The sequence below is a fragment of the Paenibacillus sp. FSL R7-0297 genome, from assembly GCF_038009025.1.
GTDB lineage: Bacteria > Bacillota > Bacilli > Paenibacillales > Paenibacillaceae > Paenibacillus_AQ.
Map to the genome: position 1 here is coordinate 2,252,728 of NZ_JBBPAQ010000001.1, position 16,089 is coordinate 2,268,816.

Annotated in this window: 11 protein-coding genes; 10 read left to right on the forward strand and 1 reads right to left on the reverse strand. The window is 50.7% G+C overall.

Going from position 1 to position 16,089, the window contains the following annotated elements; translation table 11 throughout:
* Positions 1-16: 16 nt before the first annotated feature.
* The 7 genes from MKZ24_RS09965 (at position 17) to MKZ24_RS09995 (ending at position 8,872) form a co-directional block, all read left to right on the forward strand.
* A complete protein-coding gene (locus MKZ24_RS09965) occupies positions 17-697 on the forward strand; it encodes a response regulator transcription factor (protein WP_340782528.1) in 681 nt (226 codons plus the stop codon).
* Entirely contained in the window at positions 690-2,063 is a 1,374-nt protein-coding gene (locus MKZ24_RS09970; RefSeq protein ID WP_340782530.1) for a sensor histidine kinase, read from the forward strand. Before MKZ24_RS09965 ends, MKZ24_RS09970 begins: the two co-directional genes overlap by 8 nt.
* 41 nt (positions 2,064-2,104) lie before the next feature.
* Positions 2,105-5,116 carry an efflux RND transporter permease subunit gene (locus MKZ24_RS09975; protein WP_340782532.1) on the forward strand — a complete coding sequence of 1,004 codons (3,012 nt, stop codon included), beginning with the start codon at positions 2,105-2,107 and terminating at the stop codon, positions 5,114-5,116.
* A gap of 3 nt (positions 5,117-5,119) precedes the next feature.
* A complete protein-coding gene (locus tag MKZ24_RS09980) occupies positions 5,120-5,473 on the forward strand; it encodes a hypothetical protein (protein WP_042239547.1) in 354 nt (117 codons plus the stop codon).
* A 180-nt stretch (positions 5,474-5,653) separates the two neighbouring features.
* Positions 5,654-5,926 (forward strand): hypothetical protein, encoded by a 273-nt coding sequence (locus MKZ24_RS09985; RefSeq protein ID WP_340782534.1) that lies wholly within the window; start codon positions 5,654-5,656, stop codon positions 5,924-5,926.
* Between the two features lie 155 nt (positions 5,927-6,081).
* Positions 6,082-7,911, forward strand: coding sequence for an APC family permease (locus tag MKZ24_RS09990; RefSeq protein ID WP_042239546.1), 1,830 nt, complete (start codon positions 6,082-6,084; stop codon positions 7,909-7,911).
* A 196-nt stretch (positions 7,912-8,107) separates the two neighbouring features.
* Positions 8,108-8,872: a hypothetical protein gene (locus tag MKZ24_RS09995; RefSeq protein ID WP_340782537.1), complete on the forward strand. Its 765-nt coding sequence runs from the start codon at positions 8,108-8,110 to the stop codon at positions 8,870-8,872.
* Here MKZ24_RS09995 and MKZ24_RS10000 read toward each other — a convergent pair.
* Positions 8,847-11,186 carry an AraC family transcriptional regulator gene (locus MKZ24_RS10000; protein ID WP_340782539.1) on the reverse strand — a complete coding sequence of 780 codons (2,340 nt, stop codon included), beginning with the start codon at positions 11,184-11,186 and terminating at the stop codon, positions 8,847-8,849. The two genes, MKZ24_RS09995 and MKZ24_RS10000, sit on opposite strands and share 26 nt — an antisense overlap.
* 186 nt (positions 11,187-11,372) lie before the next feature.
* Here MKZ24_RS10000 and MKZ24_RS10005 point away from each other — a divergent pair, with 186 nt between their 5' ends.
* The 3 genes from MKZ24_RS10005 to MKZ24_RS10015 all read left to right on the forward strand — a co-directional run bounded on the left by MKZ24_RS10005 (position 11,373) and on the right by MKZ24_RS10015 (position 16,031).
* The gene (locus MKZ24_RS10005) at positions 11,373-12,902 is read left to right on the forward strand and encodes an extracellular solute-binding protein (RefSeq protein ID WP_340782541.1); all 1,530 of its coding nucleotides are present in this window, start codon (positions 11,373-11,375) and stop codon (positions 12,900-12,902) included.
* A gap of 490 nt (positions 12,903-13,392) precedes the next feature.
* Positions 13,393-13,791: a hypothetical protein gene (locus MKZ24_RS10010; RefSeq protein WP_052416729.1), complete on the forward strand. Its 399-nt coding sequence runs from the start codon at positions 13,393-13,395 to the stop codon at positions 13,789-13,791.
* Positions 13,792-14,471: 680 nt separating this feature from the next.
* Positions 14,472-16,031, forward strand: coding sequence for an extracellular solute-binding protein (locus tag MKZ24_RS10015; RefSeq protein WP_340782545.1), 1,560 nt, complete (start codon positions 14,472-14,474; stop codon positions 16,029-16,031).
* Positions 16,032-16,089: the final 58 nt, after the last annotated feature.

Genomic DNA, 16,089 nt, shown 5'->3' on the forward strand with positions numbered 1-16,089 from the left:
CGGAGAGGGGCAGCGGATGATTTCAATTCTGGTTGTTGACGATGATGCCCATATCAGGGAACTGATTGAGCTGTATTTATCGATGGAGGGTTACAAAGTAGTTCAGGCAGCAGACGGCAACGAAGCCTCCGGCCTTATGGAGAGGCATTCCTTCCAGCTTGCCATTATCGATATTATGATGCCCGGTAAAGACGGCTGGGAGCTGTGCAGGGAAATCCGTGAGCGTTACGATATGCCGGTGCTGATGGTGACGGCCAAGGGGGAAAGCGAGGACCGGGTGAAAGGATTTCAGCTGGGCACGGATGATTACGTAGTAAAGCCGTTTGATCTTAGAGAGCTGATCCTGCGGGTCAAGGTCATTCTGCGCAGATCCAAGGTCAACGAGACAGGTCTGGCCTCTGTTGGCGGCGTAAAACTGGATATACGGACTATGGAAGCAGTCTGGAACGGTGTAAACGTCACGCTGCCGCTTAAGGAATTTCAACTGTTGTTCAAGCTGGCCAGCAGCCCGGGCCAAGTCTTTTCCAGAGAGCAGCTGATCAGTGATATATGGGGGCTTGAATTTGATGGCAGCGACCGGACGATTGATACACATGTGAAGAAGCTCCGCAAAAAATTCGCAGGCGACCCGCCGCCGTTCGAAATTGCTTCGATCCGCGGCCTGGGCTACAGGCTGACAGGAGCCGCCGATGATTAAGACGCTATACGTCCGCGTAATCGTAACCTTTATCGTTGTGGTGGCTGTGAGCCTGTCTGTGGCCTTTGTGGTCAGCTATAACGTGAATGAAGACCGGATATTTCATGAGCTGGAGGATGATCTGATCCAGTCCGGCAAATCCATGATTGAGCTGTATAAGTCCAACCGGACTGGTGACTGGAATGAACTGCTGCCGCAAATCTATACGATGCGCTCACAGGGTGTGCTTTTTGGGAGCGACGGGTCGGAGAGATTCCTGGGTACAGCCAAGGCGGAGAGCTTTGCCAGCCCGGAAGATGTGGAGAAGGTGCTGAACGGGGGCGTTCACCGGTTTGATTTCTCCAAACGGGGTATCCAGAGTACACGGACCATTGGGCTGCCTTTTGAAATGAACGGCCATAGATATGCCCTGTTTCTGAAACCCCTGTACAAAGGGGCGCTGCTGCGGCTTAAGAATTCACTTATTCTGGCGTTGGCCCTGGCGCTGTTCATCGGCAGCATGCTGTATGTAATTGCCATTCACTGGCTGGTGAAGCCTATTAAAAGGCTGACGGTAATGACTACACGCATTGCGGAGGGTCATTTCGAGGAGCGGGTGCCGGACAAGCGGCAGGACGAGATCGGGGAGCTGGCCCGGAGCTTCAACAGGATGAGCGCTGAGCTCAGCCAGGTGGAGCAGCTGCGCAAGGAGTTTGTCTCCAATGTATCCCATGAAATTCAGTCTCCGCTGACTTCAATCAAAGGCTTCGCGGCGGCCATCCGCGATAACCGGCTGCCTGAAGAACAGAACCGCCGTTATTTGAATATTATTGAAGAGGAGAGCGGCAGGCTGGCCCAGTTAAGCAGCAAGCTGCTGCATCTGTCTGCACTAGAGAGTATGCAGAGTCCGCTGAATGTCCGGGAGTACGAGCTGGACCAGCAGATACGCAAGGTATTCCTTTCTTTGCAGCCCCAGTGGCTGGGCAAATCCCTGGAGATTAATCTCTCTGACCTGCAGCCCGTACGAATTGCTGGTGATGAGCATCAGCTGGAGCAGGTCTGGCATAATCTCCTGTCCAACAGCGTGAAATATACGCCGTCCGGCGGGGAGATATCCGTCAGCGCAGAGGAAGCGGCGGGACAAGTAACCCTAGTCTTCCGCGATAACGGACAGGGGATCAGTGAGGAGGATCTGCCCCGCATCTTTGACCGGTTCTACATGGGGGACAAGTCCAGAGACCGATCAGTGAAGAGCAGCGGGCTGGGATTGTCAATTGTACGCAAGATCGTGGAGCTGCATGGAGGCACCATTGCTGTTCAGAGCCGCTCAGGTGAAGGAACGATTGTGACAGTTATGCTGCAGCAGGACATTCTCAGGACACAATAGCATTCTAAGATAGATTTCAAACCGAAAGGAGAGAAATCTTCATGAATAGCTTGTGGCGATTTATATTGAGAAACCGTTCTTCCGTAATTATGCTCACTCTGGCATTGGTCGTATCCGGTGTGTTGTCGGCCTTTGGCATACAGCAGGAGAAATATCCGAATGTGGAGATGCCAGCCCTAGTGATACAGGTCAAGTATCTTAATCATTCAGCAGAAGAAATAGAACGTGATATTACTATGCCTGTTGAGAGTACAATAGGAAATTTGCAGCCCTATGATGCCTTAACCAGCCAAACGTCTGCGGGCGGTGTCATTATTCAGGCTTCCTATGAATTTGGAACCGATATGAATAAGCTGGAGCAGGAGGTGGAAAGCGCCGTAGCGAAGCTGGGACTTCCTGAAGGTGCATCAGTGGCATACAAGCGGATATCCACTGATGCCAGACCGGTGTACCAGGTAGCACTGGCTTCTGCCGATGCTGCCGGACTGCAGCAGCAGATTACTGCTTCCCTTCTGCCGGAGCTTGGCCGGGTGGATGGGGTCAGTTCGGTGGATGCCAGCGGCTTGTCGGAACGGCAGCTTGTCATCAGCGTTGATGAGGCCAAGACTGCCGCCAATGGAATTATGCTGTCCGATATCAGCACCGCCTTGAAGCAGTCGGAATATATCCTGCCGCTGGGCACTCTTGCCGAGCAGAACGGCAAAGCTGTGGTGAATCTGGAGGGCCGGGTGGCGGATCTTGCTGCGCTGCAAAATACGCCGCTTCCCTCAAAAACTACACCGGGTCTGCGCCTGCGGGATATTGCCACAATTACCGAAACGGAGCTGGCGGCCAATATTGCCCGATACAACGGGCAGCCTGCCGTACTGCTGGATGTATACAAAACCCAGGACAGCAATACAGCTGAAGTAGTGGATCAGGTGAAGGAGCAGCTGGAAGCGTTCCATAGCACAGTCTCCTTCGAATCCAATACGATCGTCGATCAGGGAGCGGATGTGACGGAATCGGTCCAATCCCTTCTGCATGAAGGCGCATTTGGTGCCCTGTTTACCATCGTGGTCATTCTCCTGTTCCTCCGCAATATCAGAGCGACGCTGATTGCGGTAATTTCCTTACCGCTGTCCATTATGGGGACAATTATCGTGCTGAACAGTATGGGCTATTCGCTTAATATTATGACGATGGGCGGTATGGCTGTGGCTGTCGGCCGTATTGTCGATGACAGCATAGTGGTCATAGAGAATATCTTCCGCTGGCTGCGCAAGGAACCGGACAAGAGCCGGACGGAGATTCTGGTGCATGCCGTCAAAGAGGTGGCCGGCGCGGTTACAGCCTCCACTGTAGCAACCGTTGTAGTATTTGTGCCGCTGGCTTTTGTGAAGGGTATTGTCGGGGAATTCTTCCGTCCCTTCTCTCTGGCTGTCGTTGTGTCCATTCTGCTGTCACTCCTGATTGCCTTCGTATTGATTCCTGTCCTGGCAGCGCTCCTGTTCAAGAAGCTGCCGGAGCACAGCGAATCCACCCGCCTCAGCAAAGGATATACCCGGATCCTGCAGCAGGCGGTAGCTCACAAGGCAATGGTACTACTGGTAGCCTTGGCAATGCTCGCCGGTTCTGTCTTTTTTGCGTCGTCGATAAGCAAATCCTTTTTACCCTCTGAAGCTTCACAGGCACTTAAGATCCGGCTGGATCTCCCGGTGACTGCATCCCTGGAGCAGACTGATGCTATGACCCGGAAAGTGGAGGATCAGTTAACGAAGATGGAGCAGGTGGAATACGTCCAGGCCTTCGTAGGCTCATCAGGAAATGTTCAAAGGCTGCAGCAGAATAAAACAGGAGATTATACCGCTGAATTACAAGTAGGACTTAGCAGTGAAAGTGAAATGCAGAGTATCCGTGAAGAACTGGAGCAGAGCCTTCCGGCACTGGTGCAAACCGGGTATCCCTCAGCCAGTGTAACCATAGATGAGCTTGTGAAGGATGGACCGCCTTCGGGCAGCAATGTGGAGGTGGTTCTGTCCGGAGAGAGTATGACCGATCTGCTTGCTGCCTCGGCGCAGGCTTACGATATGATGGAGCAGAAGTCTGATTTGAAGAATCAGTCGACCTCGGCAGCGCAGCTTCAGAACGAGTATACATTGACACTTAAGGATACCGCCCGGCAAAAAGGTGTAAGTCCCGGGCTAATCTATCAGCAGATCAAAGACCGGCTGCAGCCGGTATCCATAGGCATATTGAATCTGGAGGATCAGAATTATCAGACCACTCTTCGTTACAATCAGGATGTCGCGGGTGCTGAAGCGCTGATGGGTATAAAGGTTGCTACCGCGTCCGGTCCGGCGTTGCTGGGAGATCTTGCGGAGGCTGAGGTGATAGAGGTTCCTGCTACCATTCAGCATCAGAATGGTAAACTGGCTGTGAAGCTGACAGCCATGAGCAGCGGTGAGGAAATCGGAACTGTGACCAAGGAACTGAAAGGAGATATGGCAGCCCTGTCCCTGCCGGACGGCGTAAGCTGGGAAGTCGGAGGCGGCCAGAAGCTGATGCAGGACGGCTTCAAGGACCTGGGAACGGCAATGCTTCTTGCGGTTGTACTGGTATTTATAGTTCTGTTCATTACGTTCGGCGGATGTATCACTCCGGTGGTCATCCTGTCTTCGCTGCTGTTTGTTCCATTTGGCTCACTTGGTGCGCTGTATCTGGCAGGAGAATCTCTGTCCATGAGCGGAATGATCGGCATGCTCATGCTCATCGGGATTGTGGTTACCAATGCCGTAGTCATGCTGGAGAGAATTGAGACCAACCGCCGTTCAGGCATGGCGATTACTGAAGCTGTGATGGAAGCCTGCGTAGTTCGCGTTCGTCCGATCGTAATGACGGCACTGGCCACGGTGTGTGCCCTTATTCCGCTGGCCCTGTCCCAGTCAGGCTCAGGCGTAATCTCCAAAGGTCTGGCTATATCTGTGATCGGCGGGCTCAGTACCTCGACGCTGCTGACTCTGGTGTTCATTCCGGTAGTCTACAGTCTGCTAGGAAAGTGGCGGAGGTTGTAGCTTATGAAGAAGCAGGCGAAGAAGATGCTGGTGTATGCTGCAGCAGCGATTCTGGTGCTGTGCGGAGTAATGTCTGCAACCAAGCCCTCCGAGGAAAGATATAAGAGCTGGGTGCTGGACAAGGTATCGGAAAGAGCAAGCGGGGCCAATCCGTTAATGGGGCTCGGTCTATCACTGTTTGGTGAACGGATGATCAATGAAGGAACTGTGGTATCCGATTATGGAATTGTCAGGGTGTTTGAGACGGAATTTAAGGGCAAGCGGATTAAGGTATTAGGAGGCCTTGGCATGTTTGTACCGCTGGGCAAGCCGGCTGATCTCATAGAGCAGGGCTCCGACAAAGGCAGTACCGGGTGAATCAGCAGCCTGAAGAACCTGCGTATCCTTCTGGATGCACAACCTTCTATTCTACTGGCGGCAGTGTACAGCTGCGGGGCAGGCACCTAATAAATAATTCATAGCGTTAATCCCGGAAAAGGGTGTTCGGCAAAGCCATGAGGAGATGGCCTGCTGAACACCCTGCTTGAGCTGCATAGCATGCTGTCCATTTCGGAGATTAGCAGACTGATCAGCATTTCCCGCCAGGGGACGCAAAAAACGATCAACAATTTGCTCACTGAGGGCTATGTAGACACTGCTTCCAAGGAAGGGAACAGCCGTGACAAGCAGATTGTACTCACTCCGCGTGGCGCTAAGGTCTGCAGGAGTATGCAGAAGATCAAGCAAAGCATTGAAGCGGAGATTGCAGCCAAAATTGGCAAAGACCACGCAGAAACGCTGCGAATGCTGCTTAAAGAGGACTGGCTGTAGCGAAGGAAAGCTTCAAGAGAAAGCCCAAGAGAAAGCCTAAGAGGAAGCGTGATAAGAAAATCATCCGTTTTTGCCGCAGAAGCGTATAATAAGGGACGCAGATTATTTTTTATTTTCTGTGGGTAATATAAACCTAAAAAAAGTCGGGTGAGCTGATGAAGTCTTCGGTAAAAAGATTCCTGATTGGACGGCCGCTGAAGTCGGAGCAACTGGGTGAACAGAAATTAAACAAAACCAAAGCTCTTGCCATTCTATCCTCGGATGCCTTGTCTTCGGTTGCTTACGGTCCCGAGCAGATTCTGCTGGTTCTGATTACGATCAGTACAGCCGCATTCTGGTATTCGATTCCTATTGCAGCAGGAGTACTTGTACTGCTGACGGCGCTGATTCTCTCCTACAGGCAGATTATTTTTGCCTATCCCCAAGGCGGCGGAGCGTATATGGTATCCAAGGAGAACCTAGGCAAATATCCGGGGCTTGTGGCTGGCGGCTCCCTGCTGGTGGACTACATATTGACCGTGGCAGTAAGTGTATCGGCCGGAACGGATGCCATTACTTCTGCTTTTCCCAGTCTTCATTCTTATAATGTGATTATTGCCATCATCTTTGTTCTCCTGATTACGACACTGAATTTGCGGGGCGTTACGGAATCGGCCTCTTTCCTGGCTTATCCGGTCTATCTGTTCGTCCTAGCACTATTCATTATGATCGGGCTTGGCTTGTTCAACATTGTGACCGGCAATGTACCGGCTGAACTTCATACCTCCCTGGGTACACCGGTGGCCGGAGTCAGCTTGTTCCTCCTCCTAAAGGCATTCTCTTCAGGGAGCTCCGCGCTGACAGGTGTGGAGGCCATATCGAATGCCATTCCTAACTTCAAGGCGCCGGCTCCGAACAATGCGGCCAAGACACTGGCTTCGATGGGCATACTTCTGGCGCTGTTATTCTCAGGGATTGTCTTCCTGGCTTATTATTACGGAATTGCTCCACGGGAAGAGGTTACGGTGGTTTCCGATATTGCCGAGCAGGTCTTCGGACGGAACTTCATGTATTTCTTCGTTCAGGGGACCACGGCACTGATTCTGATCCTGGCCGCCAATACCGGATATTCAGCGTTTCCGCTGCTGGCCGTGAATCTGGCCAAGGATAAATTCATTCCCCGGATGTTCACGGTCCGCGGCGACCGGCTGGGCTACTCTAACGGAATTCTCAGCCTCGGTGTCCTGTCGATTATTCTGATCATTGCTTTTAAGGGGCGGACCGAGCATCTGATTCCTCTGTATGCGGTAGGGGTGTTCATCCCCTTCACGCTCTCACAGACCGGCATGATGGTTAAATGGATCCGGCAGAAGCCGGAGGGCTGGCTGCCCAAGCTGATCATCAACACAACCGGGGCACTCATCAGCTTCATTGTTACTATTATGTTCTTCTTGACCAAATTCCCGCAAATCTGGCCGGTGCTGGTCTTCCTGCCGCTGATTATCCTGTTCTTCTACCGCATCCACAAGCATTATGAATCGGTGGCTGATCAGCTTCGGATTACAACCTGCGGTGAGCCACCGCTCGCAATTGAAGGGAATATCATTATTCTGCCGGTGGCCGGAATTACGCATGTAGTGGAGAATTCCCTGCGGTATGCCAAATCACTGGGCGCTGAACAGATTATTGCGGTACACATTCCGTTTGAACGGGAGGATGACGTGATATTCGAGGAGAAGTGGAAGAAATTCCATCCCGAGGTGCGGCTGGTGACGCTGTATTCGCCTTACCGCAGTATCATTCATCCGCTGACCAAGTTCATCGATACCGTCCAGCGCAAAGCAAGCGAATCGAATTATCAGGTTACTGTAATCGTTCCGCAATTCATTCCGAAGAAAGGCTGGCATAACATCCTGCATAACCAATCCAGCCTCCTGATCCGCGCGCACCTGCTGTACCGCAGAAATGTAATTATCACTACTGTGCCTTATCATTTGAAAAAATAACTGCTTGTTGCACGCAAAAAGCCCCCAGCCACGGATGACCACAGGCCGGGGGCTTTTATAAGCTTGAGGCTAATCTTGCTTTTCTCCCAACAGGAGCATATGGTAAGCTAAACTGTGACCTTCCGGATGATAGGAGATTCGCCTCTAGCCGGTTCGGTTAAGCAATAGCAACAGGCAGCGGATGGAGGGATAGTGGTTGAAAGAACAGGGTTTGAACGGATTCAAAGTTAAGACTGTACTAATGATGATGATGCTTGTGCTGCTGCTCACAGGCTGCGCGCAGGGAACGGCCCATATGACGGTGAAGAAGAACGGTTCTCTCGATCTGGCCTTCAGTCTGCTGCTGGATTCCCGGGCGGAGAAGCTGGTCAGCGGTAAAATAGAGGAGCTCCTGACCACAAGGCTCGCGGCCGCTGGGATTGAGCTGAACAAAACGGCAAGCGGTAAATCTACAGAATATCAGTTTCTGAAATCCTATGCTTCGATCGAGGAGCTGCAGTCCAGCGGCAGCAGTCTCGATATAGTGGAGGCGGAGGTCGGGCAGACGGACAGATGGCTGTATACCCGTTACGATGTAGTGGCCCAGCCTAAGCTGAACGCCTATTCGGATGAAATTATTGATGGCATCGGCAGCTTAAGCGTGCCTAAATCTCTTGTGCGGCTGCTGATGGGGACCTTTTCCGTGGATTTCAAATTAACGATTCCCTATGATCTGTACGGGCCTAATAATGCGGCGGAACAAGACGGCAATACCTTGACGTGGCATATTTCACTTGCGGATTCCGAGCCGCTGCGTCTGGCTGTATACGTGCCGGATATCAGGAATATTGCGATCGCTGGCGGCGGCCTCCTGCTGATTCTGGGCATACTTATTACGTTCTTTATCCGGTCAAAAAAATCACGTAAGCCCAAATCCGCGCCTGGGGGCCCTGCCTTTAATAATCATCGGGCACAGCCTTAGGCTTCGAGCTGAAGTTGTCGCGGTATTGGCCGGGAGTCATCCCCTCCTGCTTGCGGAAGGAGCGGATGAAGTTCTGCGAATTGTTGTATCTGAGGCGTGAGGCGATATCCTTCACCGGCATATCGGTTTCCTCCAGCCATTTCTTCGCCATTTTGAAGCGGTACATTGTAAGGTAGTCACTGAAGTAATACTGGGTCTCCTTACGGAACACACTGCTGATATAGTTGGCGTTATAATGCAGCCGGGAAGCACATTCCTCCAGCGTTAGATCCTTGTCATACTCATGCTGGACGATGTCGATCAGCTTCTCGGAGATGTTATGATACTGGGCATTCTGCCTGCTGTGGAAGATGGCGATGACCGGCTGGATGACGATGGTCCAGAACCAGTCTTCAATCTCCGCAACAATATGCAGATCCGTCAGCTCTTCGAACAATGAACCGTTGGCATGATAGATCTGATTCAGCGTAATCCCCGATTCCTGCATCATAATGAGCGTATTGTTCAGCAGCCGCGTCAGCGGAATCTGGTATTCCTGCGGTGAGAGCCCCAGCGCGAATATACACTTGAACAGCTTATGCAGCAATTCCTTCGCCTTATCGCTGTCCGCCAGCTTGATGGCATCCATCAGGTCATTTTCGGTATGGGTAGGGTAGTTCAGATTGAGATAATGTTTGCCGGAGTTAATGTTCTCGTACTGGATGATGATGCCTTTGCCGAGCGTGATCCGGTGCTTCAAGGCTTCCAGGCCTTCCCTGTAGGCAATGGACATTTTATCAAAAGAGTGGAACGGCAGACTAAGCCCGATGCTGACCTGCAGCTTCAGGTAATTATTAATCTCCTGCTGCAGCTTCTCCGTCAAGGCATAGAGCGTACGGTGAAAAGATTCCGTATTGCCGTCACTGCTGCCAATTACGGTCGCCAGGGCATGCCCCATCATCACAGGGGTTAGCCTGTTATCCTCCGATACCAATTCCTGGGTCATATTATGCGCCGCGAATAACAGCAGATTGAGATCCTTTTTCTCATAGCTGCTCTCCTCGGAGAAGTCGATGCTCAGCGTAATGACAGCCATCGTCTTCCATTCCTCCACCTGCTTGCGGTACCCGTATTGCTCCAGTTCCTCCAGCAGCTCACGTTTCCTCAGATTGCCCTGAAAGGCCTGAATCAGGAAGAAGGTCCGCACCTGCCCGATGTACTGGCTGACCTCTTTCTCCAGCTGTGATTTGGATTGGAACAGGGAATGCACCTGCTCGCCGATGAGCTGGAATTCATCCGTATGCCTTGCCCGCAGGCCCGGACGGCGCTGTCCCATCTGATTCAGCAGCCGTTCGATCGGAGTGTACATACGCCGGGAGCCCAGCCACGCCAGCAGCACAGACAGCAGCAGCATGAACGTACAGACAACTACCGTATAGGTGCCGATTTTGCCGGATTCACGGGTCAGACTCTCAATGGAAGTTACCGACAGGTAGATCCATCCGTTGAGCGGGGAGCGCATATAGGTTATGGAATAATCTTCTTTGTTGATTTCGGTTTTGAATTGCCCTGAGGGCTCGGCTGCTGCGGCAATCCGCTGGAAGCCCGTGAATCCCCCTGCTTCGGCGGGCTGGCCGATCAGGTTCCGATCAGGATGGAGCAGAATCCGACCGGATTCGTCCAGCATAATAATGCTGTCCAGCGGCTGCACATCGGAGTTGATGAAATCCTGGAGACTGCAGGCGGGAATATTGGCCATGGCGAGCCCGTATTTCTGGAGCTTGGTGGTCGGGAGCTTCTTAATCAGGCTGATGCTGTAATTGCAGCCGGTAACGTTAATACTCTCTTCGCTGTAGAACAGGGAGGAGGGATTCAGCACCCAGGACGATGTGCCTTGAATATTCATCAGGTTCGTGAGCTGCTCGTAATTCTGGTATTCATTCAGGCGGTAGAGTCCGGAATTCTTGATCATCCAGTTCTGCCGCTGATTTAATAGAATGACATCCTCCAGCTTCGTATCGAAAGATTGCATGTTGCGGATTTCATTTCTTATGTCATTATATAAAATGAAATCGGTTACATTTAGCGGGTTATTGAGCGCTTTTTTCAGCACAGAGGAGTTCACTACCTGGTTCAAGGTCTGGTTGACAGTGGTAAGCTTATGTTCTACATTTGAGGTAATTTGTAAAATAAGTTCCATTTTGCTTTCGTTAACATTTTTTTGAATTTCCTTGGAGGATGTGAAATAAGAGAAAGAACCAATGAACAGCACCGGCAGGATGCTGATGGCAAAAGCGAACATCGTTAATTTACTCAGAAAGCTTAAATGTTTCACCGGGTTCAGCACCTTTGCATGAAGTAGTCGTAATCGCTGCTTTAAGTGTATGCATCACGAAGGATAATAACAATAATCATCTGGTGCCGCAATAATCATTTTCTCTAATAATCTCTCTACATACTAAATTATTCAATAAATAGGGCCTTAATGTATATAAATATTTCGATTTTGGGAGGTTATGAAATGTTCAAAGGAATGGCGGGCAGGAAGGTGACTCTTGTATGCTGCTTAAGTCTATTACTCTCGTTCAGTTTGTTAAGCGCTTGCAGTGAGGATAACTCTACCCCTTCAGATACTTCCGGGGAGAAACCGTCTATCTCGATTCTGGCACCGCTGCATTTCCCGCAGACGCCTTCCAAGGATCTTATCGCCGAGATTGAGAAATTAACCGGAACGCAGCTGAATATTACCTGGGTGCCGGAGGGCGTATACACGGACAAAATGAATACGGCGCTGACCACCAGCTCCCTCGGCAAAGTTACGTTTGTCAAATTCACAGATTATAATCCGGTCAAAAATATGATCCGCTCCGGTGCTTTTTGGGAGATTGGCCCGTACTTAGAAGAATTTCCGAATCTGGGGCAGCTGGATGCCTCTATCCTCAAGCAGACTACGGTGGACGGGGGGATTTATGGCCTCTACACGGAAAGACCTGCTTCCAGGCAGGGCATCATTATCCGCAAGGACTGGCTGGAGAATCTGCACCTCAGTCCGCCCGGCACGCTGGATGAGCTGTACGAGGTGATGAAGAAGTTCACTTATAATGATCCGGACGGAAACGGCAAATCAGACACCCTCGGACTGGTAGACCGCAATGATCTGGTATATGGGGTATTTAAGACGCTGAGCTCCTATTTCGGCACGCCGAATAACTGGAAGATTGAGAACAATCGGTTCATTCCGGAATTCGCAACCTCTGAATATATGGACACGATGAATTTCATGCGCAAATTATATAATGAGCATATTATCAACCAGGATTTTGCCCTGACGAGCAAGGAGGTGCAGCGGGATAAGTTCATTCGCGGGACAGCGGGGATTTTCATTGGGAGCATGACGGATGTGCAGCGGCTCTCCATTGAGGCCAAGGCCATTAACCCCAAGGCGGAGCTTACCCTCATTAACCGGATCAAGGGGCCGGACGGGTACAAGGTATGGTCGATTCCCAAGTACAACGGATTATATCTTTTCTCCAAAAAAGCCATTGCCACAGAGCAGGAATTGAAGCAGGTACTCGGATTCTTTGACCGCACCATGGATAAGGATGTTGCCAATCTGATGGTGTACGGCTTCGAGGGCCGGCATTACCTGCTGGATGGGGATGGCAAGGTGATACTTCCGGAGGAAACCTCCCAACTGCGTGTATTTGAGGTGAATCCGCTCTATTCCCTGATGATTGCCGATATCGGCAACAAGAACATTATGGAGGTCGCGCAGAAGGAACAGCTGACGGCCCTTGCCGATCAGCTCAGCCAGGATAATGAGCAGTTCCTGGTCGATGACCCGACAGTACGTTTAACCTCCGCTACCTATGATGAGAAGAACGCCGAGCTATCAGCCATTATCGTGGATGCTACCTATAATTATATTCTGGGCAAGATCGATGCGGACGGCTTCGCCGGAGAGGTCGAGAAATGGCAGACCAGCGGCGGCAGTATGATTATCCAGGAATATATGGAGGCGGAGGCTAAGGCGCGGGCTAGCGAGGATTAATTGATAAATGTACATATTTAGCTTGTCCACCCAGAAGCTTTGACGATAACCCAATTTCGCCAAGCGCTCCCAGCTTCATTCCGGGACACTCAGTAATATCGTTCATGGGCACCAGCTCATTGCGATGCAGCAGCTTGACCGGATCACTCAGGCTATAGGGCAGGAGGAAGGCTTCTTCTATGATTTGTGTATAGATAATTACATTATCGAAGGTTCTTCACTGGCGTAGAATTGGTCCGCTGCTGCTCCGCTGTGCAGATCTGGACAAGCTGGACTGCATTCAGAGAATTGCCCGCCATATTATGGAGAACCTGATGTACGCTCCCCTGCTGTTTGATACGGCGGAAGAGCATAGATCCTCTCCACGGGTCTGGCCATGGAACAGTGAAACTGCAACGCAGTCCCAAGTGGATACTTACTTAAGTCAAATGGGTTACTCAGGTAGTCCTTTTGGATATGTTTACTCAATTCCTGGGATTATCTCAAAAACATGTTGGACAATTCGCAACAGAGCGGTTTAATTGAATATATTTACGCAATTGCTATTGAGAAGATATCTAAAATTGATCTTAGAAAAGAAGTGAATTGGGAAACTGCGAAGGATTTTTCAGCAAAGTATACAGCCCATGTAAAGGAGATTCCTGATAAAGTAGACTCAATATCAAATGAAGGCATTAGTGACAATGAAAAAGTCAATAAATTAAAGGATTTGGGAACACCTGCAATTCCCTATATATCACAAAAAATTGAAGAAGGACAAAAAGAATTAGCTCCTGCATTGGATTATCTTACTGATAATGAATCTCAAGATGATTTTACAAACTGGAAAAAGGAAAATGCGGATAAAGAAAGTCTTCTCAAATCGTTTGTGGAGCAAAACAGCAAATAATAACCGGGTTTTCAATTTAGAGATATTTTATGATGAGTGAACAATACCAATACGGTTATCCAATTGCGAAAACGAATGGGTATCCGTTTTTTTGGCGTGCAAAGAACTGCTTTTTTAATGTTGAGAGTTGAAACAAATGGAGATTAGGTTAGCATTGGACGCATAAGCTGTCTGCGGATTTCCACCGCGAACGCAAATTAAATCAAACCCTCTGCATACTGGCAGCGGCGGGGCTTTCCTTTGCCTCCCCTTTCAAGGATATACATTGAAAGGCCCCATCCGTGGAGTGAAGTGCACCCCTTAGAGCGGCAGAAAGGGACGGAGGGAGGTTTGGAGCTGTAGGAGCGATAGCGTCCGCCTTTAGGTATGGATTTCTACCGCAAGCAGCGGTCCGAATCAAGAAATCCAAACCTAACAGCGGCCGGAAGTCCAAAGCTCACGCAGTCCCGCCCGCCGCCGCTCCCAAGTCCTGCCGTACTCTCAGCTCCACTGGTTACCCCTCAGCTTCACCGTTCCAACTAAGCTCCTTTCAATGTATATCCCCCCAATCACACGATAATCATTAACCCACACCCCCAGCCCCAGCGCGCCTTTATGAGTAAATGATTGTATTCGTAATCCTCCGTGGACTGTAATGTGAGGCTTGTAACCAATACAAGTTAAACGGAGGTCAAAAAGGAATGACAAAAAAATCCTTCACCCTGCTCCTCAGCTCGCTGCTGACACTCAGCATGCTGTCCGCATGCGGCGGCAACAACAATAATGAGGCGGCGGCAACCAAAGATCCAGGTGCAAGCACCGGAACCAACACGGCAGCGGCTACAGAGCCAGCAGCAGAACCGGAAAAGCCGACAGAGATCAAAATCATGCTCCCGCTGAACACGACAGATACTCCACCGGACACGATCAAGACGGAAGTGGAGAAATTGACGAATACGAAGCTGACCTATCAGTTTTTCCCGGCAGATACCTATGAAGAGAAGCTGAACTCCTCCTTCGCCACGGGCTCACTGCCGCAGGTTACGTATCTGAAGAATCAGACGACCTTCCTGCAGATGAAGGAAGCGATCAAGGACGGACAGTTCTGGGAGATCGGGCCGCTCCTCAGCGAATTCCCCAACCTGAACAAGCTGAAGCCGGAAATCCTCAATAACACCAAGGTAGACGGCAAGCTGTATACCCTGTATATCGGCCGTCCGCTGGCCCGCCAAGGGATTATCTACCGTAAGGACTGGGCGGATAAGCTGGGACTCGCAGCACCAGCCAATACCGAGGAACTGTTCGCAATGGCTAAAGCCTTCACGGAGCAGGACCCTGACGGCAACGGGAAAAAGGATACGATCGGGGTGGTTGACCGGAATGAGCTGGTGTACGGGGCGTTCAAAACCGTCTCTTCCTGGTTCGGCACACCGAACAACTGGGCGGAAAAGGACGGCCAGCTGGCTCCGGAATTTACCTTCCCGCAGTACTTCGACACAATGGATTTCTTCAAAAACCTGCGTGACGGTGGATACATGAATCAGGACTTTGCAGCAACCAGTAAAACGGATGCGGTAAATACGTTCACCAGCGGTAAAGCAGGACTGTATATCGGCGGTTCCATGCAGGATATCGATTCCCTGAACAAGGACTTGATCAAGAACGTGCCGGATGCCGTGCTGGACACACACAGTATGGTGGCCGGACCTGACGGCAAGTTCGCCCAGTGGATGATTCCCGGCTATAACAACGTAGTGCTGTTCCCGAAATCAGCGGTTAAGGATGAAGCAGAGCTGAAGAAGATCCTGGCCTTCTTTGACAAAATGATGACCCCTGAAGTGGCCAACCTGATGTACTGGGGGATTGAAGGTACACACTATACCGTGGAAGACGGCAAAGCCAAAGCAACAGATAATAAAGAGCTGATTGAACGTGAAGTCAAAGGCTTCAAAGACAGCGTAATCGGCGAATACGAAACGAACGGCATGTACCAGAGTCTTAACGTACTGCCGGGCCGGATTCATGCAGAAGAGCTGGTGCTGGAGAATGTGAAGGTAGGGGTTGCCGATCCTACGGCAGCGCTCGATTCGTCAACCTACACTTCCAAGGGTGTTGAACTGCAGCAGATCATTACAGATGCCACTTATAAATACATGTACGGCCAGCTCGATAAAGCCGGTTTCGAGAAAGAAGTCGAGAACTGGAAGAGCCGGGGCGGGGCCCAAATCATCGAAGAATACAATGCCGTGTACAAAAAATAAGCAGAACGCAGCAGCTTTGACTGCGGGCTGACCACATGAAAGAAGGCTGCCCCGGGTT

Bases quoted from the DNA above. Each gene is read 5' to 3' on its own strand.
- MKZ24_RS09965 (WP_340782528.1), top strand. From the start codon at position 17: ATGATTTCAATTCTGGTTGTTGACGATGATGCCCATATCAGGGAACTG.
- MKZ24_RS09970 (WP_340782530.1), top strand. From the start codon at position 690: ATGATTAAGACGCTATACGTCCGCGTAATCGTAACCTTTATCGTTGTG.
- MKZ24_RS09975 (WP_340782532.1), top strand. From the start codon at position 2,105: ATGAATAGCTTGTGGCGATTTATATTGAGAAACCGTTCTTCCGTAATT.
- MKZ24_RS09980 (WP_042239547.1), top strand. From the start codon at position 5,120: ATGAAGAAGCAGGCGAAGAAGATGCTGGTGTATGCTGCAGCAGCGATT.
- MKZ24_RS09985 (WP_340782534.1), top strand. From the start codon at position 5,654: ATGCTGTCCATTTCGGAGATTAGCAGACTGATCAGCATTTCCCGCCAG.
- MKZ24_RS09990 (WP_042239546.1), top strand. From the start codon at position 6,082: ATGAAGTCTTCGGTAAAAAGATTCCTGATTGGACGGCCGCTGAAGTCG.
- MKZ24_RS10005 (WP_340782541.1), top strand. From the start codon at position 11,373: ATGTTCAAAGGAATGGCGGGCAGGAAGGTGACTCTTGTATGCTGCTTA.
- MKZ24_RS10010 (WP_052416729.1), top strand. From the start codon at position 13,393: ATGTTGGACAATTCGCAACAGAGCGGTTTAATTGAATATATTTACGCA.
- MKZ24_RS10015 (WP_340782545.1), top strand. From the start codon at position 14,472: ATGACAAAAAAATCCTTCACCCTGCTCCTCAGCTCGCTGCTGACACTC.